Source organism: Streptomyces sp. R-07, assembly GCF_049913175.1.
Taxonomy (GTDB): Bacteria; Actinomycetota; Actinomycetes; order Streptomycetales; family Streptomycetaceae; genus Streptomyces.
In genome coordinates this window covers 6,322,805-6,345,382 of record NZ_CP183978.1, presented here as the reverse complement: position 1 = coordinate 6,345,382, position 22,578 = coordinate 6,322,805, and the positions used below count along the sequence as shown (strand labels likewise).

22 protein-coding genes are annotated in these 22,578 nt (G+C 73.3%); 8 read left to right on the top strand and 14 right to left on the bottom strand.

What is annotated here, in order from left to right; genetic code table 11:
* The first annotated feature begins 55 nt into the window (after nucleotides 1–55).
* Complete coding sequence (locus ACN9M0_RS29110; RefSeq protein WP_426404449.1) at nucleotides 56–1,150, top strand: Lrp/AsnC family transcriptional regulator; 1,095 nt, start codon at nucleotides 56–58, stop codon at nucleotides 1,148–1,150.
* Nucleotides 1,151–1,268: 118 nt separating this feature from the next.
* Here the strand turns inward: ACN9M0_RS29110 and ACN9M0_RS29105 are convergent, their stop codons facing one another.
* Nucleotides 1,269–2,249 carry a LysR family transcriptional regulator gene (locus ACN9M0_RS29105; RefSeq protein ID WP_366039394.1) on the bottom strand — a complete coding sequence of 327 codons (981 nt, stop codon included), beginning with the start codon at nucleotides 2,247–2,249 and terminating at the stop codon, nucleotides 1,269–1,271.
* Nucleotides 2,250–2,396: 147 nt separating this feature from the next.
* The gene (locus ACN9M0_RS29100; protein WP_366039393.1) at nucleotides 2,397–2,945 is read right to left on the bottom strand and encodes a carboxymuconolactone decarboxylase family protein; all 549 of its coding nucleotides are present in this window, start codon (nucleotides 2,943–2,945) and stop codon (nucleotides 2,397–2,399) included.
* A 144-nt stretch (nucleotides 2,946–3,089) separates the two neighbouring features.
* On the opposite strand from ACN9M0_RS29100, the gene ACN9M0_RS29095 reads away from it, so the two are divergent.
* On the top strand, nucleotides 3,090–3,668 hold the full coding sequence (locus ACN9M0_RS29095; RefSeq protein WP_366039392.1) for a TetR/AcrR family transcriptional regulator: 579 nt from the start codon (nucleotides 3,090–3,092) through the stop codon (nucleotides 3,666–3,668).
* Nucleotides 3,669–3,724: 56 nt separating this feature from the next.
* On the opposite strand, the gene ACN9M0_RS29090 is transcribed toward ACN9M0_RS29095, so the two are convergent.
* The 7 genes from ACN9M0_RS29090 to ACN9M0_RS29060 all read right to left on the bottom strand — a co-directional run bounded on the left by ACN9M0_RS29090 (nucleotide 3,725) and on the right by ACN9M0_RS29060 (nucleotide 12,911).
* Nucleotides 3,725–5,485 carry an acyl-CoA synthetase gene (locus ACN9M0_RS29090; RefSeq protein ID WP_426404448.1) on the bottom strand — a complete coding sequence of 587 codons (1,761 nt, stop codon included), beginning with the start codon at nucleotides 5,483–5,485 and terminating at the stop codon, nucleotides 3,725–3,727.
* A complete protein-coding gene (locus ACN9M0_RS29085) occupies nucleotides 5,482–8,733 on the bottom strand; it encodes an FAD/NAD(P)-binding protein (RefSeq protein ID WP_366039390.1) in 3,252 nt (1,083 codons plus the stop codon). The genes ACN9M0_RS29090 and ACN9M0_RS29085 overlap by 4 nt, the downstream gene beginning before the upstream one ends.
* Nucleotides 8,730–9,203 (bottom strand): cobalamin B12-binding domain-containing protein, encoded by a 474-nt coding sequence (locus tag ACN9M0_RS29080; protein ID WP_366039389.1) that lies wholly within the window; start codon nucleotides 9,201–9,203, stop codon nucleotides 8,730–8,732. The genes ACN9M0_RS29085 and ACN9M0_RS29080 overlap by 4 nt, the downstream gene beginning before the upstream one ends.
* A gap of 212 nt (nucleotides 9,204–9,415) precedes the next feature.
* Nucleotides 9,416–9,832 (bottom strand): cupin domain-containing protein, encoded by a 417-nt coding sequence (locus ACN9M0_RS29075; RefSeq protein WP_366039388.1) that lies wholly within the window; start codon nucleotides 9,830–9,832, stop codon nucleotides 9,416–9,418.
* Nucleotides 9,825–10,730 (bottom strand): sulfurtransferase, encoded by a 906-nt coding sequence (locus tag ACN9M0_RS29070; RefSeq protein ID WP_366039387.1) that lies wholly within the window; start codon nucleotides 10,728–10,730, stop codon nucleotides 9,825–9,827. Before ACN9M0_RS29070 ends, ACN9M0_RS29075 begins: the two co-directional genes overlap by 8 nt.
* 41 nt (nucleotides 10,731–10,771) lie before the next feature.
* The gene (locus ACN9M0_RS29065; RefSeq protein WP_399700319.1) at nucleotides 10,772–11,311 is read right to left on the bottom strand and encodes an HPP family protein; all 540 of its coding nucleotides are present in this window, start codon (nucleotides 11,309–11,311) and stop codon (nucleotides 10,772–10,774) included.
* Nucleotides 11,312–11,360: 49 nt separating this feature from the next.
* Nucleotides 11,361–12,911: a vanadium-dependent haloperoxidase gene (locus ACN9M0_RS29060; RefSeq protein WP_399700321.1), complete on the bottom strand. Its 1,551-nt coding sequence runs from the start codon at nucleotides 12,909–12,911 to the stop codon at nucleotides 11,361–11,363.
* A gap of 376 nt (nucleotides 12,912–13,287) precedes the next feature.
* Here ACN9M0_RS29060 and ACN9M0_RS29055 point away from each other — a divergent pair, with 376 nt between their 5' ends.
* Together ACN9M0_RS29055 and ACN9M0_RS29050 are read left to right on the top strand one after the other, a co-directional pair.
* Nucleotides 13,288–13,785 (top strand): hypothetical protein, encoded by a 498-nt coding sequence (locus tag ACN9M0_RS29055; RefSeq protein WP_426404447.1) that lies wholly within the window; start codon nucleotides 13,288–13,290, stop codon nucleotides 13,783–13,785.
* Between the two features lie 175 nt (nucleotides 13,786–13,960).
* Entirely contained in the window at nucleotides 13,961–14,605 is a 645-nt protein-coding gene (locus ACN9M0_RS29050) for a ScbR family autoregulator-binding transcription factor (protein ID WP_366039383.1), read from the top strand.
* Nucleotides 14,606–14,661: 56 nt separating this feature from the next.
* Here the strand turns inward: ACN9M0_RS29050 and ACN9M0_RS29045 are convergent, their stop codons facing one another.
* From ACN9M0_RS29045 to ACN9M0_RS29035, 3 genes are read right to left on the bottom strand one after another with little or no spacing between them, the layout of a single operon-like run.
* On the bottom strand, nucleotides 14,662–15,426 hold the full coding sequence (locus tag ACN9M0_RS29045; protein WP_366039381.1) for an SDR family oxidoreductase: 765 nt from the start codon (nucleotides 15,424–15,426) through the stop codon (nucleotides 14,662–14,664).
* A gap of 32 nt (nucleotides 15,427–15,458) precedes the next feature.
* Nucleotides 15,459–16,415 (bottom strand): NAD-dependent epimerase/dehydratase family protein, encoded by a 957-nt coding sequence (locus ACN9M0_RS29040; RefSeq protein ID WP_426404446.1) that lies wholly within the window; start codon nucleotides 16,413–16,415, stop codon nucleotides 15,459–15,461.
* Nucleotides 16,416–16,429: 14 nt separating this feature from the next.
* Nucleotides 16,430–17,380 carry a ScbA/BarX family gamma-butyrolactone biosynthesis protein gene (locus ACN9M0_RS29035; protein ID WP_366039378.1) on the bottom strand — a complete coding sequence of 317 codons (951 nt, stop codon included), beginning with the start codon at nucleotides 17,378–17,380 and terminating at the stop codon, nucleotides 16,430–16,432.
* Nucleotides 17,381–17,508: 128 nt separating this feature from the next.
* On the opposite strand from ACN9M0_RS29035, the gene ACN9M0_RS29030 reads away from it, so the two are divergent.
* The 4 genes from ACN9M0_RS29030 (at nucleotide 17,509) to ACN9M0_RS29015 (ending at nucleotide 21,288) form a co-directional block, all read left to right on the top strand.
* Nucleotides 17,509–18,189, top strand: a complete 681-nt coding sequence (locus ACN9M0_RS29030) for a ScbR family autoregulator-binding transcription factor (RefSeq protein ID WP_366039377.1) — start codon at nucleotides 17,509–17,511, stop codon at nucleotides 18,187–18,189.
* A gap of 128 nt (nucleotides 18,190–18,317) precedes the next feature.
* Entirely contained in the window at nucleotides 18,318–19,484 is a 1,167-nt protein-coding gene (locus ACN9M0_RS29025) for an acyl-CoA dehydrogenase family protein (protein ID WP_266970386.1), read from the top strand.
* A 28-nt stretch (nucleotides 19,485–19,512) separates the two neighbouring features.
* Nucleotides 19,513–20,298, top strand: a complete 786-nt coding sequence (locus ACN9M0_RS29020) for an electron transfer flavoprotein subunit beta/FixA family protein (protein WP_366042841.1) — start codon at nucleotides 19,513–19,515, stop codon at nucleotides 20,296–20,298.
* A 33-nt stretch (nucleotides 20,299–20,331) separates the two neighbouring features.
* Nucleotides 20,332–21,288, top strand: coding sequence for an electron transfer flavoprotein subunit alpha/FixB family protein (locus tag ACN9M0_RS29015; RefSeq protein WP_366042840.1), 957 nt, complete (start codon nucleotides 20,332–20,334; stop codon nucleotides 21,286–21,288).
* Nucleotides 21,289–21,354: 66 nt separating this feature from the next.
* On the opposite strand, the gene ACN9M0_RS29010 is transcribed toward ACN9M0_RS29015, so the two are convergent.
* Both ACN9M0_RS29010 and ACN9M0_RS29005 read right to left on the bottom strand, forming a co-directional pair.
* Complete coding sequence (locus ACN9M0_RS29010; protein ID WP_366042839.1) at nucleotides 21,355–21,738, bottom strand: zinc ribbon domain-containing protein; 384 nt, start codon at nucleotides 21,736–21,738, stop codon at nucleotides 21,355–21,357.
* Between the two features lie 121 nt (nucleotides 21,739–21,859).
* Complete coding sequence (locus tag ACN9M0_RS29005; RefSeq protein WP_366042838.1) at nucleotides 21,860–22,567, bottom strand: TetR family transcriptional regulator; 708 nt, start codon at nucleotides 22,565–22,567, stop codon at nucleotides 21,860–21,862.
* Nucleotides 22,568–22,578 lie beyond the last annotated feature (11 nt).

Below are 22,578 nucleotides of genomic sequence, written 5' to 3'. Positions count from 1 at the left end.
CTCACGGGTGGCCGGAACTGGTGGTCCGGCCGGAAGTGCCCCTACGATCCGGTCCGTGAGCGAGAACCCTCCGGGATTGCCGGAAAGCATCTTCGGAAGGGCCATTACGCCGGATTCCCGCACCGGAGGGTCCACCGCGGCCTTCTCCGAGCTGGATCTGGCGCTGATCGACGCCCTCCAGGCCGCGCCCCGGGCGCCCTGGACGCGGATCGGGCGGGCGCTCGGGGTGAACCCGACGACGGCCGCCCGGCGGTTCGAACGGCTCCGCGCCGAGGGGCTCGCCTGGGTCACCGCGTACGACGCGGCGAAGACGGCCACGGTCGCCTATGTGGAGGTGCGGTGCCGGCCGCGCGCCTTCGACCGGGTGAGCGCGGCGGTCACGGCGATGCCGTGGGTGTTCAGCGTCGACGAGACGGCCGGGGACTTCGACCTGTTCCTCTCCGTCGCCGCCCCGGACCTGCCGTCCCTGGGCCGCGCGGTGCACACCGGGATCGGCGGACTGCGCGGCGTCCGCTCCACCCGGACCCGGCTGGGCATGACCCTGTACGGGGAGGGGCGGGACTGGCGGATGCGGGCGATGAACCCGGCCGAGCGGGCCGGGCTCAGCGAACCGGGCAGCGCCGCCCGGGCCCGGACGTACAGCACGCATCTCCACGCGCGGCCCTCGCCCGAGGACCAGGCGCTGGTGACCGCGCTGGGTGCCGACGGGCGGCTCGGGTACGGGGAGCTGGGCGCTCTCACGGGCATGAGCGAGCACACGGCGCGGCGCCGGCTCCAGCGGCTGATCCGGGACGGGGACATCACGCTGCGCTGCGATCTGGCGCACCCGCTGGCGGGGCTCTCCACGATGGTGATCTACCGGACGTCGGTGCCGCACGCCCTGCTGGAGCAGACCGGCAACGCGCTGGCCCGGCACGAACAGGTGCGCATGTGCGTGTCGGTGAGCGGCCCGTACAACCTGCTCGTCCTGGTCTGGCTGCACGGGCTCGGCGCGGTGGACCCCTTCGAGGCGCTGCTCGCGGAGCGCTTCCCGGCCCTTGAGGTGCGCGACCGTACGGTGGCCCTGCACTCCCCCAAGCGCATGAGCTGGCTCCTGGACGAGCACGGGCGGGCCACGGGCCGGGTCGCGCTGGGGCTGCCCGAACACTGAGGACGCGGGCGGGGGAAGGGTTGGTGCCACGGCGCGCCGTCGCTCCCGTTCTGACCCGGTCGGGGGTGGGCCCGGGGGGAGGCGGCGGTGCGCCGTGGCACCGGTCTGGGGCGGCCGGTCAGGACACGATGCTCGGGTCCGGGTCGAGGGCGGGCGTCTCGTCCTCGAGGACGCCGACCGCACTCGCGGCGCCGAGGGCGGTGGCCTGCCGGAGCGTCTCCGTCAGGTTCTGGCGGTCGATGGCGGGCCGGGTGTCGTGGCGGGCGAGGACGAGGGAGGCGTTCCAGCGCATCCGGGGCACGCCGGGGAGGGGGCGCAGAGCACCGGTCTCCTCGTGTTCGGCGACGAGGGCCATGGGGAGCATGGCGCAGCCGAGGCCCGACTGGGTGGCGGCGCGGACGCCCGCCATGGAGCCGAGCTCGTGGATCTCGGGCGGGCTGTCGCAGCGGAGCCGGAGGAACTCGGGGAGCCAGCGCTGGGAGGGACAGTCGGGGTCGGCGATGACGACCTGCCGGCCGTGGCCGCCGGGCCGCCGGGCGACGCCGGTGACGGGCGCGAACTCCACTTCCTGGAGCCGTACTTCGGTCAGCTCGTCGGAGCGGTCGGGGTAGGACGGGTCGGCCAGCAGGTCGGCCGGGTCGTCGACGACGGTGAGGACGAGGGCGCCGTCGATCGTGCCGGCCCGGAAGGCGTCGTGGACCTCGGCCGTTCCCATGATGCGCAGGGCGAGCTGGACGCCGGAGAGGAGCCGCCGCCCGACGTGGGTGACCCGGGCGAGCTGCTGCCCGTACGCCAGGGCGGGGACGATGCCCACGGTCAGGCGCGGCGGGTTGGCCGCGGGCCGGCGCAGGGCGGTCTCCATCTCGCCGACGAGGGTGAGGATCTGGCGCGCGTAGTCACGCAGGACGGTTCCGGCGTGGGTGAGCCGGACGCCGCTGGGGAGCCGCTCGAAGACGGGTTCGCCCACCTGCCTCTCCAGGGCACGCATCTGTGCCGTGACGCTGGACTGTGAGTATCCGAGACGGCGCGCCGCCTGGGTGAACGACCCGGTGAGGGTCACCTCGCGGAAGGTCCGAAGGGTTCTTGCGTCGATGTCCACGTGATTCCCCCCTGCCGCGCGCGGGCGGCAGATTCCTCGCACCAGGTGGTTGGTCCGCCACCCGCTTCGATCGCCCCAGTCGGTCAAACAGCCGCAGGGGTGCCGGACGCCACGTCGCGCCCGGCACCCCTGCTCGGCGCGAAGACTCTACTCGGCGAGCTGGGCCGGGACCAACGGAAAGTCCAAGTCCGGCTGCGCAACGTGATTGAAGAAGTTCGACAGCACGTTGAGCGCGACGTGGCCGACGACCTCCGCGATCTCGGCGTCGGTCACCCCGGCGGCGCGGGCGTCGGCGAGGGCCTCGTCGGTGACGCGGCCGGCGGTCGCCATGACGGTGCCGGTGAACCGGAGCACCTGGTCCATGTGCGGGTCGCCGGCGTCGCCGCCGCGGCGCGTGTCGAGCAGTTCCTGCTCGCTCAGGCCGACCTTGCCGCCGCGCAGGGTGTGCGCGGAGACGCAGTACGTGCAGTCGTTGCGCTGCGCGATGTAGAGCGCGAGCTGCTCGCGCTGCCGGGCGCTGAAGCTGCCGCCGACGAGGGCCTCGCGCATGGCGAGGTAACCACGGAGCGCGGCGGGCCCGTTGGCGAGGGAGGCGTACAGGTTGGGCAGCTTGCCGAGCTGCTTGAGGGTGCCTTCGAGCAGCTCGCGCTGCTCCTCGTTGGCGGTCTCGACGGTCAGTTGGGGCAGGCGGGGCATGGAGCTCTCCTTGAGCCGGAGCAGAACGGAACTGGTCGGTACCATCCAGACGGTACCGATCGGTTCCGTCTTGCGCAACGGGAGTCCACCACTCCGCCGTTCACATCGGAATCCCTGATACGGCACCGAGTGGTACCGTCTGGTATGGCCACGAACGCGAAAGAACGGCTCCTCAGCGCGGCGGAGCGTCTGTTCTACGAAGAGGGGATCCGGGCCGTCGGGATCGAGCGGATCCTGTCCGAGTCCGGAGTCGGCCGCGCCTCCTTCTACCGCCACTTCCCCAGCAAGGACGACGTCGTCGTCGAGGTGCTGCGCCGGCGCGACGGCATGTGGCGCGCCTGGCTCGACGGGCGCATCGCCGCCAGCGGACGCTCCCCCGAGGAACTGCCGCTCGCCCTCTTCGACGGACTCGCGGAGCGGTTCGGCGCGGCCGAGTTCCGCGGCTGCGCCTTCATCAACACGATGGTCGAGACGGCGGACCCCGACAGCCCGGCCCACCAGGTGGCCGCCGAGCACAAGGAGAGGGTCATCGCGGTCCTCGACCGGCTGCTGACCGAGGGCGGCTACCGCGACCACGAGGCCCTGGCCCGCCAGCTCGCCCTGCTCGGCGACGGCGCGATCGTCACCGCCGTGCGCGAGGGCACGACGGAGGCGGCGGTACGGGCCAGGGGCGTGGCGGAGGTCCTTCTGCGCACGGCGGACCGGGAACCGGTCAGGACGTAGCGCCTGGCCGGCGGAGTTCGGACCCTCGTGCCACCGCGTCGTGGGCATGCGTTCCGTCAGGGCCTGACGGAACGCGGGCGCAGTTCGCCGCGCCGCACCTTGCCCGAGCGGGTGCGGGGCAGGCGGGGGACGACGTCGACGCCGCGCGGGACGAAGACGGGCGCGAGCCGTTCGGCGGCCAGGGCGAGGAGCTCGGCGCGGATCCGTTCGCGCCGGTCACCCGACGGCCCGGCGTCGATCCGTACGCGCCGGTCGCCCGACCGCTCGGCGTCGATCCGCTCGCGCCGGTCGCCCGACCGCTCGGCTCCCGGCTCGTGCAGTTCCACCACCGCGTACGGCGCCAGACCGCCCGCCGGGTCCGGGCAGGGGATCACCGCCGCGTCGGCGACCTCCGGGTGGGTGCGCAGGACCGCCTCGATCTCCGGCGGGGACACCCGGTGGCCGTGGGACTTGAAGACCTCGTCCATCCGGCCGAGCAGCCGGATGGAGCCGTCCGCGCACCGCTCGCCCCGGTCGCCCGTGCGGTACAGGCCGCCGGCGAAGGCCTCCGCCGTGCGCCCGGGCAGGTCGGCGTACCCGCGCATGAGGCCCGGCGGACGGTCCGTCAGGTCCACGCACACCTCACCGGCCTCGCCCGGCTCCCCCGTCTCCGGGTCGCGCAGCACGATCCGGTAGCCGGGGAGCGGGTGCCCGAGCGGGGTGAGCGGTTCGGGGCCGCCGGGGGCGCGGCCGATGAGGGCCGTGGCCTCGGTCTGGCCGTACCCGTCGCGTACCCGTACCCCCCAGGCGGCATCGACGCGCTCCACCGTCTCGGCGGTCAGGGGCTCACCCGCCGCCGTGGCCTCGCGCAGCCGGGGGGCGCCCGCTCCCCCGGTGACGTGCGGGAGCATCGACCGCCAGGCGCTGGGCGGCGCGCAGAAGCTGGTGACGCGGTGCTCGGCGAGCACGCGGGGCAGTACGGCCGGCGGGAGGCCGCCGTCCGGGGGTGCGAGGACGGTCGCCTCCGCCGCCCACGGGACGAAGAAGCTGGACCAGGAGTGCTTGGCCCAGCCGGGCGCGGAGAGGTTGAGGTGCCGGTCGCCGGGGCGCAGCCCGCTCCAGTACAGGCTGGAGAGGTGGCCGACGCCGTACCCGGCGTGGCTGTGCTCGACGAGTTTCGGCAGGGAGGTCGTCCCTGAGGTGAAGTAGCAGAAGGACGGGTCGGCGGCCCGGGTGGGCCCGTCCGGCACGAAGGGCCGCCGGCCGGGGCCGCGCGTGTCGGGGTACGGGGACCAGCCGGCCCGGTGGGCGCCGGGTGCCATGCGGAGGCCCTTGACCGGCAACTCGTGGAGCAGCGGCACGAGTTCGGGTGCGCAGACCACGTGCCGGATGCGGCCCCGGGTGATCCGGTCGGCCGCCTCGTCCCGGGTGAGGTCCTGGTAGGCGGGCACGACGACGGCTCCGAGCTTCACGCAGCCGAGCAGGGTCTCCCACAGTTCGGTCCTGGTGCCGAGCAGCACGAGGACGCGGTCGCCCCGGGCGACCCCCCGCTCCCGCAGGGCGTTCGCCAACGCGCCGGAGCGCGCGGAGAGTTCGGCGAAGGAGACCCGGTCGACGACGGGAACGGCGCCGTCCGGGTCCGGGTGGCCGAGGAGTTCCAGGGCCGGCCGGTCGTTGCCCTCGGCGATGACGTCGAACCAGTCGAGGGCCCAGTTGAAGTGCTCGGCGCGCGGCCACCGGAAGGCGGCGCGGGCCGCCTCGTGCTCGCCCCGCAGCCGGAGGAGCAGATCACGGGCGGCCCGGTACTCCTCGTGGGCGGCCGTACGGACGGCGCTCACGCGGCATCGCCTCCCAGGAGGGCCGCCGCGATCGCGTCCGCGTCGCGGGTGAAGGAACCCCAGGGGCCCGGTCGGCCGCTGCCGACCTGGGTGAACCAGCGGGTGTGTTCACTGGGGATGCCGATGACGTGCGTGCTGGTGTCCACCGATCCGTCCGCCCGTACCGGGTGGAAGGGGGAGTCGGTGCAGTCGAGGCCGCCGGTGGCGAACTCCCCCGCTCCCTCCGCCGCGTTGGTGAAGGTACGGATCTCGCCGTCGACCATCAGGCCCCGGATCAGCGGATCGCGGTCCGCCGCCAGGTCGGTGCCCGGCACCCGGGCGTCGACGACGACGTCGAGGGCCACCCAGGAGTTCTCGACCTGCGCGGACTCCACCGCGAACCGGCCCTCGACGGGGTCGGCCTCGAACCGGGCGCCGGGTCCGACCGGTTCGAGGACCCCGGCGGCGAGCAGGGCGAGGAACTGCTCCGAGCGCAGCTGCGGCGGCCCGGTGGAGACCATCGCGGCGACGGGGCCGAACTCGGCGAGGAACCAGCGGTGCGAGTCGGGGGTGAGCCCGCCGAAGTCGACCACGGTACGGATCGTCTGCCGGACGTCCCGCAGCACGTCGGCGGCGGCCTTGAGGGGGCCGTCGGCGTTCCCCCGGCGGGCCTCCGCCAGGTCGGCGCGGAGCCACTCGGTGAGCACCTTGTGGTACTCGGCGGAGGAGCCGAAGCGCCGGCCGGCGAACGGGCGGGCGAGCGCGTCGAGTCCGGTGAGCGGCCGCGGGTCGACCCGGTAGCCGTAGCCGGCGGCGAGCCGCTCCAGGAGCCGGGGGCGCGGATCGGCGAGGTCGGCGAGGAGCGCCACACCGCGCTCGGTGAACTCCTCGGCCGCCGCCGGGCCGTGGAACTGCCGGATCCGGGTGGCGAGGAGCACCAGGTTCACCTCGGCCAGCAGCCAGGGAAGGACGGTCCGCTCGAAGTCGAGCGGCGCCTCGGCCGCCCTGAGCGCGGCCATCCGCTCGGGGGTGAAGAGCCGGGCCTGGTAGCGGTGTTCGGGTCCCTTCTGGTTGGCGCCCCGGGTGAGCAGCGGCACTCCCCCGCGCGAACCGGCCAGGATCCTGGGCTCCTTGCCGCTGGGCAGGTAGAGGAGTCCCTCCTCGCCGTGGGTGAAGGTGCCGCCGCGCCCGAGGGTGAGCTCGGTGAGGATGTCGTAGAAGGTGAGCCCCATGCCGAGGATGCCGACGCTCGCGCCCGCCGGGATCTCGGCGAGCGGCATCTCGCTCGCGGAGCCGCCTGCCACGTACCGGACGGGCCGGGCGGGGGTGCTGTGCTCGCGGGCGAACCGCTGCCAGGCGCGCTGCTCGGCGTCGAGTTCGGTGAGGGGGTGTCCGGTGGCGAGGACGAGCCGGTCGACGGTGAGGACGTCGCCCCGGTCGAGCCGCAGCCGGTGCGCGCCGCTCTCCGCGCCCGCCGTGCCGTCGGGCCGGTCGCCGTCCCGCGGGCGGTCGGCGCAGATCACCCGGGCCGGGACGCGGTGGACGGTGAGGGAGGGCGGCAGGGTCTCCTCGATGCGGGCCATGACGTACGTCAGGTACCGGCCGTAGACGGCGCGCGGCGCGTATCCCTCGGGATCGGCGGCGGCCGGGTCGTGCTGCGCCCACCACTCGCCGAGGGTGGGCCCCGCGCCGGGCCGGTGCGGTCCGTCGTCGGCGGGCCCGGAGAACATGGTGACCTCCTGGGCCGGGGTGTTCATGAGGAACCAGGGCGACTGGTCCGTGCGCCAGATGCGGCCGGCCCCCGCCTCGTACGGATCGACCGCGAACACCTCCACGGGTCGCGCGGGCGGCTCCTCGGCGCAGCGGGCGGCGAGCCGCTCCAGTACGGAAAGGCCCCGCGGGCCCATGCCGGCGAACGCGACGCGCAGCGGCGTGCCGGTCGGCGGCGGAGCGGCGCGGGGCGCCGGGTCGGGGGTCGGGTGGGTCTCGGCGGCCCGGTCGTGTTCGCGGGCGACACGGCCGAGCATGCCGGAGAGCTGGCGCGAGGTCATCGGAGTGGTCCTCCTGCGGGTGGTGAGCAGCGGCAGCGCGCCCAGGTCGGTCCACTGCAGGCGCCCGTCGGGTGCGACGGTGGACCGGACGGCGCCGCGGTTGTCCGGGTGCAGGCAGAACGGCACGTCGAGGAGGCCCCGGTCGAAGGCCTTCAGGAGGGCGACGCCGAGGTCGTCGGAGAGCGCGAGGACGGTGGTGACGAGCGCGCGGGCCTCGGCGTAGGTCTCCTCGCCGTCGGCCCCCGCGCCGGAGGGGGTGCCGTGGGCGGCGCGGGCCGCGTCGGCGGCGATCCGCAGGGCGGTCAGGTTCTCCTGGACGGTGGGGATCCGGTGCGCCTCGGTCTCGGTCTTCACGATGAGGCGCTGCGCCCCGCCGCGTACGGCCAGTTCGGCGCTGCGGCGCAGCAGGAGCCGGGCGCCGTGCACGGTCTTCGGGTACACGCCCATGTACGTGTAGAGCACGATGTGGCGGTCGACCGACGGCGGCAGGAACTCGTCGGCGAGCCTCCGCAGCGCGGTGAGGGCGCCCGTGTCCTGCGCGGGGTGGGTCTGCTGGGCGTAGCTGAGGGAGACGCTGGTCGCGCCGTTGGCCACGAAGAAGAGGCATTCGAGGACCGAGACGGCGACGAGCAGCGAGGGCGGGCAGAGCTGGCCGAGCAGGCAGCCGCCGAAGGATTCGAGGTGGGCGCGGCGGCCGCGCTTGCGGCTCTCCTCCGTCAGGAACTGGACGGAGTCGCGCCAGGCGGCGACGGATTCGGCGAGCGGGGTGCGGCCGTAGGGCAGGCAGTACGAGACGGGGCCGCCCTCGGAGGCGGCGAGCCCGGCGGCGGCCATGGTGCGGAAGATGGCCATCGGGTCGGCTGAGCCGTGCCGGACCTGGACGGGGGTGCCGCGTCCGGCCGCGGCGGCGACCCGGGCGCCGGTCCTCGGGCCGTGGCTGACCAGCGGGAAGCCGTTGAGGGGGCGTCCGGCGCGGAGGGCGGCGGTGGCGGCGGCGTGGTCGCCGACGCGGGTGTAGCTGTCGATGGTGAGGGTGGCGACGGTCCGTTCGGGCAGCTCGGCGACGGCGGCGACTCCGTGGGCCATCTCCTCGGGCCCGGCCATGCCCATGCGGGGCTGGACGACCAGTTCGCCGGCGTCGGCCGACGCCCGGACGAAGGCGCCGAGGTCACCGGCGGCGAGCGCGGACGGGGGCGGGGGCAGGGCGGAGGTGGTCACGCCGCGGCCCGCCCGGTACACGCGCCGCCGAGACCGGCGAGCCGGCGCAGCAGCGCCGTGGGCGGGGTGCCGTCCCCGTACACCTCGTCGTATCCGGCGTCGAGGAGTTCGGCGGTGCGGGTGGCGGCGCCCTCCGGGGAGATGCCGAGGAGTCCGCCGATGACCATCGGGACGGAGCGGGTGCGGTCGTCGGCGCGCAGGGCGCGGGCGGCGCGCAGTCCGTCCTGGTGGCCGTGGCCGTTGACGGAGGAGAGGACGACGAGGTCGGGGCTCGTCATCCGGGCGGTGTCGACGAGCAGCTGCTCGGGGACGCACGGGCCGAGGTTGAGCACGGAGTGCCCGTGCTCCTCCAGGAAGAGCTGGAGGTGGACGAGGTTCCAGGTGTGGGCGTCGGAGGAACCGGTGGTGAGCAGGACCCGGCGGGAGGGCTCGGGACTGCGCAGGGACTGCGGCCGTGCGGACGGTGTCATGGCGTCTCTCTCCGGAAGTGTCTACGGGCGGGGTGCGGGTACAGCGCGAGGCCGCCGGGCCCGTGCGAGGGGCCCGGTGGCCTCGGGGTGTTCGGGGTGGGTCGGGCGGCCGGGCGCCAGTGCTGGAGCCCGGTGGCCTCGGGGTGTTCGGGGTGGTTCGGGCGGCCGGGCGCCATTGCTGGAGCCCGGTGGCCTCGGTGCCTTCGGGTCGGTCAGGCGCCCGCGCCGACGCCCGTGGTGATCTCGCCGGCCTCCGGGGCGCGGCCGGCGGCGGGGCGGGCGCGGACGGCGAGGACGGTGCAGCCCTCGGCGCTGGACATCTGGTGCCGGGTGCCCGGCTCCTCGACGACGAGGTCGCCGCGGTGGAAGCGGCGCCCGTCGCTGTGGTCGAGGGTGCCGTCGAGGACGAGCATCAGCTCGTGGCCGAGGTGTTCGTGGAAGTCGCCGTGCGCCCCGGGCGGGAAGCGCAGCAGGAGGGAGGAGGAGTCCTCGTCCCGGGCGGGGTCGGGGCCCCAGAGCACGACGTACTCGACGCCGACGCGGCCGGGTTCGGTCCACGGCACCCAGGGCAGGTCGGTCTGGTCGAAGCCGCTGCGGAGCACGTCGCGGAAGACGGTGACGTCAGGCACGGGCGGGAACCTCCGGGGCGCGCTGGGCGACGATGGACGGGATGCCGTCGGGGCCCCACGGCTGGGGTCCGTGGACGATGGGGGCGCCGATGAGGGAGCCGAACTCGCGCCAGGCGCCGTCGTAGTTGCGGACGTCGGGGAGGCCGAGGAGCTCGCTGAGGACGAACCAGCTGTGGGCGGAGCGCCAGCCGACCCGGCAGTACAGGACGGTGGGGGCGTCGGTGCGGACGGCCGCGTAGGCGCGGGCCAGTTCCTCGTGGTCACGGAAGGTGCCGTCGGGGCGGACGGCGGTGTGCCAGGGGATGTGCTCGGCGGAGAGGGCGTGGCCGCACCGCACGCCGAGGTCCTCGGGGACGCCGGGCGGGGTGTTGCTCTGCCCGAGGTACTCCTCCAGGGAGCGCACGTCGAGGAGTTGGTGGCGGCCGATGTGGTCGAGCATGTCCTCGCGGCGGGCGCGGACGGTCTCGTCGACGGCGGGTACGGGGTAGGTGACGGGCTCGCGCTCCGGGACGTCCCGGGTGAGGGGGCCGCCGAGCGCCTCCCAGCGGGCCCGGCCGCCGTCGAGGAGGCGCAGCTCCCGGTGGCCGTACAGCTTGAACTGCCAGTATCCGGCGGCGGCCCACCAGTTGTTGTTGCCGCTGAGGAGGACGACGGTGTGCTCGGCGGTGATTCCGTGCCGGCCGAGGAGCGCGGCGAAGGCCTCGGGGCCGATGAGGTCCCGGCGTACCGGGTCCTGGAGGTCGCCGGTCCAGTCCAGCCGGACGGAGCCGGGGACGCGGCCGAGCTCGCTGCCGCCGTCGGTGATCTCGACGAGGACGGTGCGCTCGTCCCGGGCCGCGGGGTTCCGCAGCTGTTCCCTGACCTGCTCGCAGCTGACGAGCAGTCTGTCTCGGTTCACGGGGCCTCCGTTGAGGGTGCGGGCGGGAAGGGGGGCGGGGGTCACCACCAGTACGTCGGGTACTTGCCGATCACGCCGAGCCGGGAGGCGAGCAGGCCCACGAGGACGAGCAGTGCGCTGCCGACGGCGAGCAGGACGAGGAAGCGCAGGGGCGCGGGGTCCTGGAGGACGGCGAGGACGGCGGTGGCGGCGGCGGGCGCGTGGACGGCCCGCAGCAGCAGCATCAGGCCGACGCTGAGTCCGGCGGCGACGGCGGCCACCCAGAGGGAGTGGCCGAAGAGGGCGACGGCGACGAGGCCGAGGACCCCGGAGCCGACCTGGCCGAGGAGGACACCGCGGGGCTGGGCCGGGGGCAGGGCGGGGGTGGAGCAGATGATCATGGCGGTGGCGGCCAGCGGGGCGATCATCAGGAGGTACCCGGTGGCCTCGCCGAGTGCCACCAGGATCAGCAGCGACACGACGGTGGCGAGGGCGCCGAGGGCGGCGGGCCGGGTGCCGGGGAAGGGCGGGGCGCCGCCCGCCCACCGGCTCCGGGCGGGCGGGGCCGCCGCACCCGCGGGGGTCTGGGTCTGGTTGCTCACGGTGTACTCCTCGTGCGAAGGGCGGGGGCGGCGGGACGGCGGGGACGGGTCAGCGGTGGGAGCCGTTGAAGTAGCGCTCGGCCTGGCAGTGGACGACCTTGCCGATGCGGTGGCCCATCTCGATGCCGGGCTCGTTGTCGAAGCTCCAGTGCATGCCGCCGTAGACCCGGGAGATGCCGGCCTGGTGGGCGGCGTCGCTGAAGGTGGGCCAGTGCAGGACGACGTCGGTGCGCGGGGTGAGGCCCGGCTCGACGGTGGAGGCGCCGGCCTTGAAGCGGTACGAGTCGCCGAAGGAGTCGGAGCCGGTGAAGCGGCGGAGGAACTCGGCGGCGGCGCCGGAGAAGGTGCTGTGTCCGGAGACGGTGGCCGGGAAGGGCGGAACGGCCACGTACGCCTGCCAGTTCACGCCGTCCATGGTGACGGTGCCCTGTCCGGGGCCGCCCCAGGCACGGATCTGCTGCCCGCGCCGGTCGTACGGGACGAGGGTCGAGGGACGCGCGAAGTTGTACTGGGCCTTGACGGCCCAGGAGCCGATGGCGGCGTCGCACTCGGCCATGTTGAGGCCGAAGAAGAGCCGGGCGTCCTCGTCGACGCCGTGGCCGTCGCGGGCGGAGACGTACCGTCCCCACATCTGCTGCGCGCCGGGCGGGGTGACGTCGTCGTTGAGCCAGAACTCGGCTATCGCCTTCTGCTCGTCCGTCAGGTCGGCGCTGATGGCGAGGAGTTCCTCGATGGCGGCCGTCATGCGGACGGAGGGGTACGCGGGCGGGGCGGGGACCGTGAACTGGTCGGGGCGGCTCAGGGCGAAGGGCTGCATCACCGCGAACTGCGGGGTGAGGTAGCGCTGCGTCTTGCCGTTCACGATCAGCGGGGTCCAGTGCGCCGGGTCCGTGATCGTGGACGGGTCGAAGGCCCCGGCGATCTGCGGGCTGTTGCGCGGCTGGTAGCCGGTGGTGTCGGTGTACGCGGGGGTGCCGAGCTGGTTGGCGCCGTCGGCGTGCCGGTACTCGAGGACGGCGCGGGCGGTGCGGAGGCCGATCCAGGCGGGGCTGTACGGGCGGGGGTCCGTGAGCTCGGGGTCGCCGCCGAGGCTGCGCAGCATGGAGTCGATGGCGACCTTGTACTCGGGGTACAGGTCGAGCAGGGCGAGGTGCGCCGCGTAGCTGATGGCCTCGTTCTTGTTGTCGAGGGTCCGCTCGGCGCGGGGCCGGCGCAGGGAGCCGCCGAAGCGGGTGCCGACGGCCTGGCGGTCGTAGCAGGCCCAGGCGTCGTAGATGGCGTTGTGGACGATCGCGAGGGCGCGGGCGTTCACGGTGGCGGGGCCGAAGCGGTTGCCGGCGGCCTGGTAGCGGCCGAGGATCGCGTCCATGGCGGCCTGGTTCCAGCGGATGACGACGCTGGGGTCGGCGACGGCGCCGGGGGCGCGGCGGCCGGTGCGGGTCTCCGCCTCGAAGCTGGTGGGGACGGCCCAGGCCGCGGTGCCGGGCAGGGCGAGTGCCCCGGCCGCGGCGGCGGACGTGGTGAGCACCCGGCGCCGGGTGAGCGGGGTGCGGGCCGCGGCGGTCGTGGTGGGGGCGGGGGCGGCGGGTCGGTGGGTCATCCGTGGATTCCTTCGCAAGGTGCCGGAGCGGACGGACTCGGTCCGGGTCCATGGATCACCCGCGGAGCACGCATGGATCGCCGCCCATGGGTCGCCCGTGGATCAAACACAAACTCGAACAGTTCTCAGGCTGGCGAGAATTGATCGCGTCCGGCAACGGCCGATCGACTTCTTCCATCGCAGGCATGCAAGGAAGCGATGGGCGTCGCGGGGGCCCTCGGGGGGTCGTTAGCGTGAGCCCACGGCGTCCGCCCCTCCGGCCTCGATTTCGGCGTGATCCGAGCGGTCCACCGCCCGGCTCCGCCCCGTCCGGCCTCGATCCGCCCCGTCCGGCCCCGTCCGGCCCCGCGTCGACTCGTGTTGGAGATGCCCGCGCATGACCGTTTCCTCCGAACTGACACCTCCCGTCACGACCTCCGTCCCAGGACCCGTCCCGCCGCCGCCCGCCGGCGTCTTCGACCGGCTCGCGCCACGGCTGCACCTCTACGGCCTGGGCATGCTCCGGGCAGGCCTCGGCGGGGTGTTCGTCTGGTTCGGCGTGCTCAAGGTCGCCGGTCTCAGCCCGGCGGCCGCGCTCGTCGTCGCCGTCCTGCCGTTCCCCGCCGGGGCCTGGTTCGTGCCCGCCCTCGGCGTGGCCGAGGTGGCCCTCGGCGTCTGGCTGGTGTCGGGCCGCGCCCGCGCCGCCGCACTCCCGGTGCTGGTCGGCCACCTCTGCGGCACCTTCGCGGTCCTGGTGCTCACGCCGTCGGTCGCCTTCGCCCACTCCAACCCGCTGCTGCTCACGCTGGTCGGCGAGTTCGTCGTCAAGAACGTGGTGCTGCTCGCGGGCGCGGTGGTGGTCCTGACGCACCCGCGGCGCACCACCAGGCCCTGACGACGGCCGGGCACATCGCGACGGAACACGCCCTCTGCCACTGAGAGGTTCATCGGGCCTGCCCCGAGACGAACCTCGTACAATACCAAGCAGTCGGTTTAAGGCCGTCGGGGGGCACGGCACGACGGGGCATGCGCCGGTGCCGCCGCGACACGTGGTGCTACTGGAGCCATCGGTGACCAAACAAGAGCGGTCCGCACGGACCCGCGACGCGCTGATCAAGTCGGCGGCCAGGGAATTCGACCGGCACGGCTACGCCCTGGCCACGCTGTCCGCGATCAGCTCGGGAGCGGGCGTGAGCCCCGGCGCGCTCCACTTCCACTTCGAGAACAAGGCGGCGGTCGCCGGCGCCGTCGAGAGCGAGGCGTGCACCGCCCTGCGCCGGACCGCCCGGATCGTGTACGGGCAAGGGTCGAACGCCCTGCAGAACCTCGCCGACACCTCGCACGCCCTGGCCCGGCTGCTCCGCGACGACATCGTCGTCCGCGCCGGCTTCCGGCTCAGCTGCGCCGACGAGGCGCGTACGGAGCTGAACCTGCGCCAGGAGTGGCAGAGCTGCGTCCAGCTGCGGCTCGCGGAGGCCGCCGACGAAGGCCTGCTCGCCGCCGGCACCGGGCGTCGACAGGACCTCGCCAGCACGATCGTGGCGGCGACGATCGGCCTGGTGGCCCTCTGCCGGGACAACGGCGAATGGCTCTCGCCCAAGACGGTCACGGGCCTGTGGCGCACTCTGCTGCCGATGGTGGCGGGACCCGAATCGCTCGCCACGCTCGAACCGGCGGGCACGCCGACCGCCGTGGCCCCCGCCCCTGTCGGCTGAGGCGCCGGCCCCGGACGCCGCCCGCCGCCCGGGGTGAGGACGGCGGCGGTGGGGCGTCAGAGCGCGCTGCCGCCCGACACGTCCACGTACTGGCCGGTGATCCAGCGCGCGTCGTCGGAGACGAGGAAACCGACCACGTCCGCGATGTCGGCCGGCGTCCCGAGCCGGTTGAAGACCGAGTAGGCGGCGAGGGCGGCGGTCGCCTCCGGCGTCGTGCGCCGCCGCGCGTTCATGTCGGTCGCCACGTAACCGGGGGCCACGGCGTTGACCGTGATGCCCCGGGGCCCCAGCTCCTTGGCGAGGGCCAGGGTCATCGTGTCGACGGCCCCCTTGGTCATCGCGTACGTGACGGAGTCGGGGAAGGCGTTCTTCGTCGCCCCCGAGGAGATGTTGACGATCCGCCCACCGTCGCGCAGCCGGTCGAGGCCCCGTTGGATGATGAAGAGCGGGGCCTTGACGTTGATCGCGAAGAGCCGGTCGAAGACCTCGGTGGTCAACTGGTGGATCCGCCCCGAGCCGCTCCCCGCCGCGTTGTTGACGAGGATGTCGAACCCGGGGCCGGCGCCCTGCTCCGCGAGACCGGCCTCCAGTGCGGCGTAGAACGTGTCCACGGCGTCGGGCTCCGCGAGTTCCGCACGGAACGCGAAGGCCCGGCCGCCCGCCTCCTCGATGATCTTCACCGTCTCCTGGGCGGCCGCCTCGTTGTTGCCGAAGTGCACGGCCACCAGGGCGCCGTCCCTGGCCAGCCGCTCGGCGATTCCTCTGCCGATGCCGCGGCTCGCCCCGGTGACGATCGCGGTCTTTCCGTCCAGCGCGGGCATGCGGGGTTCCTTCTGTTCAGAGTGGTTCTTCGTCAGGAGTGGCCGAGGAGGCCCCGGTACCACGGCATGTGGTCCGCGATCGTCGCGGCGAAGCCCGGCCCCGGGTCGCAGCCCCACTCCCGCCAGGGCCGGTCGTCCTCGAACCAGTGGTCGCCGGCGAGCATGGCCAGGTGGTGCTGCGCGAAGGGGAGGTCCGCGAGCAGAGCGCGGGCCTCGGCGACGTCCACCGCGGGTCCGCGGGCCGGGCCCGCCCGTGCGGCGAGGAGTGCCTCCCCGGAGGCGAGCAGTTCCGCCACTGCAACCGGCTCCGGGTGGTTGACGAAGTGGGCGCCCGCCCGCGTCCGCGGCGAGAGCGCCGCGCCGAGCAGGGCCCGCGCGAGGGTGTCCACGTCGATCAGGGAGTGCAGCGAGGAACCCCCGTCGAGCGGGCCGGGCAGCGCGGCGAGCAGCTGGACGATGCCGGGCATCAGCTGCCGGTCGCCCGTGCCGTACACGAGGTGGGGCCGCAGTACGGTTCCGCCCGCGTCCAGGACGTGCCGCTCCCCCGCGGCCCTGGTGCGGCTGGTCGCGGAGCCGGGGGCGAGCGGCAGCGTGCCGGGGGCCGCCGCGCGGAAGGGGCCGCGGCCATGGACGGAGGCGGTGCTCAGGGAGACGATCCGGGTCACCCCTGCGCGTACGGCCGCGTCGATCAGGGCCCGGGTCCCCTCGTCGTTGACGGCGCGGGCCACGTCCTCGTCCGCGCCGATCGCCGAGGCGCAGTGGATCAGTACGTCGACGCCCTCGCAGGCGCGGCGCAGCGAGCCGGGGTCACGGAGGTCGCCGATGACGGTCTCGGCCGTCGGTCCCCCGCGGTCCCCCGCTCCACCGGCCGGCGGCGTGAGGGGGCGGCGGGCGAGCAGTCGCACGGGCAGGAGCTCCGCCACCGCCGTCGCCGTCAGCCGGCCGCCGATGAACCCGGTCGCGCCGGTGATCAGTATGCGAGGGCCCATCGATCCGATCCGGTTCAGCTCGCCAGCCGGCTGTCGAGGCCGACTCCGGCCACCGCCAGTTCCGGGGACGGAGAAGTGAGCGTACACATGAAGACCGGCTGGTCCTCCTGCCGGCCGGTGACCCGGACGACGGTCGTCGAGGGGTCGGGGCCGGACACGACCTCGGCCTCTATCCAGCACGGGCTGTCGAGTTCGGCGTAGCGCTCGAAGGAGATGTCCACGCCGGTGGGCAGGAAGGCGCCGCCGCCGACCGCGATCGTCGCGGCCTGCCGGGCGGCCTCGATGAGCGTCATCCCCGGCACGTGGTCGTTCTTGCGCCGGAAGAGGATGGCGTGGCCGGTGTCGATCCGCAGCTGCCACTGGCCCGCCCAGGCGCCCGGGCCCAGGACGACGTCCTGCGGCCGCCGCCGGCCGACCAGGTGCGGGGCCACTCCCTGGATCAGCGGGACCGGCCGGCCGAGTGCGGCCATCCGCTCGCCCCGCAGCCGGCGGTAGGCGAGTGCCGAGGTGTAGCCGGCCAGGCCGCCACCGGTGGCGAGCAGTCGGCCGCCCCGGGTGATGCGCACGGTGGTGGGCAGGTTCCGGGGCCTGCCTCGACGGCCGTCGAGACCGGAGAAGGCGATGTCGACGGTGACGTCCGACGGGAGGCCGTCGACGGCGAGGGCCTCGGGGTCGGCGGTGAAGTGGAGGTCCCACATGACGAACTGATCGTCGACGGGTACCCCGAGTTCGGCATGAGCGACGAGCATGGTGGCCTGGCGTATCGTCTCGGCCACCAGTACGGGGTCGTGCCGGTCCCCTGCCACCGGAGAGAAGAAGGGATGTGCGGCAGGCCATCGGGCAGCGACGGAGAATCGGTTCTCCCGCAGCTGCGTCCAGCCCGTGGGGAAGATGTCCGCGGGATCCGCTCGGTGAACGAACTCACCGGGGACCTGTGCCGTCACTCCTTGGCGGTTCTCGTCCATGGATCCCCCTAGTGTCCCCACACCCCGGGCGGCATACCCGCCCGGTCGTAGAGTACGTACACTGCGGTTTTCTTTTCAATGCTTCACGTCACACGTCGAGCACAGACAGCGATACAGCAGGAGGCGCTTTGGCGCAGCAAGCGCGTGCGATCCGAACGCGGCGGACGATCCTGGAATCGGCGGCCGCTGTCTTCGCGGAGCGCGGCTACGAGCGGACGACCATCGGGGAGATCCTGGTGCGCGCCGGGGTGACCAAGGGCGCACTGTATTTCCACTTTGCTTCCAAGGAAGATCTCGCCCTCGGCGTGCTCGACGCCCAGATGCTCGACGTGCCGCTCGCTCCGCAGCCCATCAAACTCCAGGAGCTGGTGGACCAGGGCTTCCTCCTCGCCCACCGCCTGCAGCGCGACCCGCTCGTGCGCGCGAGCGTCGCCCTGGCCCTGGACAGCGGAGCCACCGGGATCGACCGGGCGGCCCCGTTCCGGGCCTGGATCGACCAGGTGTCGGAGGGCCTGACGGTCGCGAAGGCGCGCGGGGAGCTCCTCGGCCACGTGAACGTGACGGACACGGCCGAACTCTTCTCGGGCGCGTACGCGGGAATCCAGACCATGTCCCAGATCCTGTGCGATCGCAACGACCTGACCCATCGGGTCCTGGTGCTGCTCCAGCACGTCCTGCCGACCATCTGTACGCCGGTCCTGCTGACCCGGCTGGAGATCACCGAGGACCGCGCCCGGAAGCTCGGCGCCGAGTACGACGCGCACAGGCTCCGGCAGGACGAGGCGAATCTGACGGAAACGCGGAGTTAAGAAAACCGACCGATCGGTTCTTTGAGCGCCCCGACGCAGTTCTGCGTCGGGGCGCTCTGGCGTCATGGCACTGAGTGTGTTTTGCTGAGGGTACTCAGTGCCACAAGCGTCTAGGGGAGCTCCACATCATGGGTAAGGACTTCGACCTGTATCGGCCCTCCGAGGAGCACGACATGCTCCGGGAGTCGGTGCGTGCCCTCGCGGAGGCGAAGATCGTGCCGTTCGCGGCGGCGGTGGACGAGGAGGGCCGGTTCCCGCAGGAGGCCCTGGACGCGCTGGTCGCCAACGACCTGCACGCCGTGCACGTCCCCGAGACCTACGGCGGCGCCGGCGCGGACGCGCTCGCGACGGTGATCGTGATCGAGGAGGTCGCGCGCGCGTGCGGCTCCTCCTCGCTGATCCCGGCGGTCAACAAGCTGGGCTCGCTGCCGGTGATCCTGTCCGGCTCGGAGGAGCTCAAGCACAAGTACCTCGGCCCGCTCGCCAAGGGCGACGCGATGTTCTCCTACGCGCTGTCCGAGCCCGACGCGGGCTCCGACGCGGCCGGCATGAAGACCCGCGCGGTGCGCGACGGCGACTTCTGGGTCCTCAACGGCGTCAAGCGGTGGATCACCAACGCCGGCGTCTCGGAGTACTACACCGTGATGGCCGTCACCGACCCCGACAAGCGCTCCAAGGGCATCTCCGCGTTCGTGGTGGAGAAGTCCGACGAGGGCGTGTCCTTCGGCGCCCCGGAGAAGAAGCTCGGCATCAAGGGCTCCCCGACCCGCGAGGTCTACCTCGACAACGTCCGCATCCCCGCCGACCGCATGATCGGCGCCGAGGGCACCGGCTTCGCCACCGCCATGAAGACCCTCGACCACACCCGCATCACCATCGCCGCCCAGGCCATCGGCATCGCCCAGGGCGCCCTCGACTACGCCAAGGGCTACGTCAAGGAGCGCAAGCAGTTCGGCAAGCCCATCGCCGACTTCCAGGGCGTGCAGTTCATGCTCGCCGACATGGCCATGAAGCTCGAGGCCGCCCGCCAGCTCACCTACGCCGCCGCCGCCAAGAGCGAGCGCGTGTCCGCCGGAGGTGACAAGGAAGACCTCACCTTCTTCGGCGCCGCGGCCAAGTGCTTCGCCTCCGACGTCGCCATGGAGGTCACCACCGACGCCGTCCAGCTCCTCGGCGGCTACGGCTACACCCGCGACTACCCCGTCGAGCGCATGATGCGCGACGCCAAGATCACCCAGATCTACGAAGGCACCAACCAGGTCCAGCGCATCGTCATGGCCCGCAACCTCCCGTAACCACCAGCCTCTCGAAAGGAGACAGGCCGTGACCCTGAAGATCGCTGTCTGTGTGAAGTACGTCCCCGACGCGACCGGCGACCGCGGTTTCGCCGACGACCTGACGACCGACCGTGAGGCCGTCGACGGGCTGCTCTCGGAGCTCGACGAGTACGCGGTGGAGCAGGCCCTGCGCATCTCCGAGGAGTCCGACGACGCCGAGGTCACCGTCGTGACCGTGGGCCCGGACGACGCCAAGGACGCGCTGCGCAAGGCGCTGTCGATGGGCGCCGACAAGGCCGTCCACGTCAACGACGACGACATCCACGGCTCCGACGTGATCGCGACCTCCGCGATCCTGGCCAAGGCCCTGGAGAAGACCGGCTTCGACCTGGTCGTCTGCGGCATGGCCTCGACCGACGGCACGATGGGCGTCCTGCCCGCGCTGCTCGCCGAGCGCCTGAGCCTGCCGCAGGTCACGCTGCTGTCGGAGCTCTCCGTCGAGGACGGTCTCGTGAAGGGCCGCCGCGACGGCGACGCCGCCACCGAGCTCCTGGAGGCCCCGCTGCCGGCCGTCGTCTCGGTCACCGACCAGTCCGGCGAGGCCCGTTACCCCTCCTTCAAGGGGATCATGGCCGCCAAGAAGAAGCCGGTCGAGGAGCTGGACCTGGACGACCTCGACATCGACGCCGACGAGGTGGGCCTGGCCGGGGCCTGGACCCTGGTCGACTCCGCCACCGCGCGTCCGGCCCGTACCCAGGGCACGATCGTCACGGACGAGGGCGACGGCGGCAAGCAGCTCGCCGCCTTCCTCGCCACCCAGAAGTTCATCTGACCCACCGTCATCCCACCTCAGGAGCAAGGAATCATGGCTGAGATCCTGGTTCTCGTGGACCACGCCGACGGTGCGGTCCGCAAGCCGGCCCTCGAACTGCTGACGCTGGCCCGCCGCATCGGCGAGCCCACGGCGGTCGTCCTCGGCGCCGGCGAGGCCGCCGCCTCGATCGCCGCCACGGCCGGCGAATACGGCGCGGCCACCGTGTACGTCGCGGACGGTGCCGAGTTCACCGAGCAGCTCGTCGTCCCGAAGGTCGACGCGCTCACCCAGCTGGCCAAGGAGAAGGGGGCGGCCGCCGTCCTGGTGACCTCCTCCGGCGAGGGCAAGGAGATCGCGGCCCGTGTCGCGCTCCGCCTCGGCTCCGGCCTGATCACCGACGCGGTGGAGCTGGAGGCCGGCGAGAACGGCCCGGTCGCCACCCAGTCCGTCTTCGCCGCCTCGTACCAGGTGAAGTCGACGGTCTCGCACGGCGTCCCGGTCATCACCGTCAAGCCGAACTCCGCCGCCCCGGAGGCCGCTCCGGCCGCCGGCACGGTCGAGAACGTCACCGTCGCCTTCACCGGCAACGCCGCACGGGTCGTCTCGCGCACCCCGCGCGTCTCCACCGGCCGCCCCGAGCTGACCGAGTCCGCGATCGTGGTCTCCGGCGGCCGCGGTGTCGGTGCCGCCGAGGGCTTCGCGGTCGTCGAGAAGCTGGCCGACTCGCTCGGCGCGGCCGTCGGCGCCTCCCGCGCCGCCGTGGACGCCGGCTGGTACCCGCACTCCAACCAGGTCGGTCAGACCGGCAAGCAGGTCTCGCCGCAGCTGTACGTGGCGGCGGGCATCTCCGGCGCGATCCAGCACCGGGCCGGCATGCAGACCTCGAAGACGATCGTCGCGGTCAACAAGGACCCCGAGGCCCCGATCTTCGACCTGGTCGACTACGGCGTGGTCGGCGACCTCTTCGAGGTCCTGCCGCAGCTGACGGACGAGATCGGCGCGCGCTGATCCCGTAGACGGAAAAGAAGGGGCGGGTGGCACTCTGTGCCACCCGCCCCTTCCTCGTGTCCGCGCTCAGTACCAGCCGTCGAGCGGGACCTCCTCGCAGAGCCGGACGACCGGCCGGCGCCCGGAGACCGCCGTTCCGGAGACCTTGACCCGGACTCCGGGGCGCACCGCGTGCAGGGGTCCGTCGACGCGGCAGCGGACGACGAAGCCCTCCGTCATGTGGACCGGCCAGAGGTCGGCGTCGGCGGCGGCGACCCCGCGGCGTACGGAGATCACGCCCTCGCCCTCGCTGAGTTCGGGCGCGAGGTCGGTCGACCCGCAGGTCGGACAGAGCAGGCGCTGGAACGTCGTGGTGTGGCACCAGCGGCAGCGCTGGAAGTACAGCTCGGGGTCGGGGGCCGTCTCTTCGGCCTGGACGGCGGTCCCGCTCCTCAGTCCCGTGTGGAACACGATGCCTTCTCCTTGCACTCGGCGGCTCAACCGTGCATGGAGCAAAGATATGGCACTGAGTGCCATCAAATAAAGACCTGAGTTCCCTCAATTAGAGATACTCGGAACCCTGCGCCGCCCGTCAGCTCTCCCCGAGGCTCGACTCCACCTCGCGCACCACCCGCCACATGGGGGTGGACCGCTTGGTGATGACCACGACGACGTCCTCGGCCTCCTCGGCCGGGGCGTCCGCGACCTGGCCGGGGGCCCAGGTGGTGCGCACGAACTCCAGGGCTCCGTCGACCTCGGCCAGCGGGTCGCCCTCGCCGCCCGAGCGCAGCCAGTGCCGCAGGGCGTGGTTGTGGGCGGCGACCACGGCCGCCGCGACGACGTTGGCGCGCAGGGTGCCGTCCCTGCGGTCGGCCCAGCGGGTGCGCAGGTAGTCGCCGAGGGTCTTCTCGTACCGCCAGACCACCGACAGCTCGTACGTGCGCAGTCCGGTCACCTCGCGGGTGAGCCGGTAGCGCTGCACGGAGAAGGTGGGGTTCTCGGCGTACATCCGCATGACGAGCCGGGCGGCGTCGCAGACGCGGACGACCGGGTCGTCGGAGTCGGCGCTCGCGGCGAGGAAGCGGGTCATGTCGGCGAGGCACTGCTCGTGGTCGGGGAAGACCACGTCCTCCTTCGACGGGAAGTACCGGAAGAAGGACCGCCGGCCGACGCCCGCGAGCGTGACGATGTCGTCGACGGTGGTCTGCTCGTAGCCCCGCTCCAGGAAGAGCTGGAAGGCCGCGGCGATGAGGGAGTCCCGCATCGCGGGCTTCGTGGAGTTCGTCGACGCTGTTCCCATGGCCCGAACCT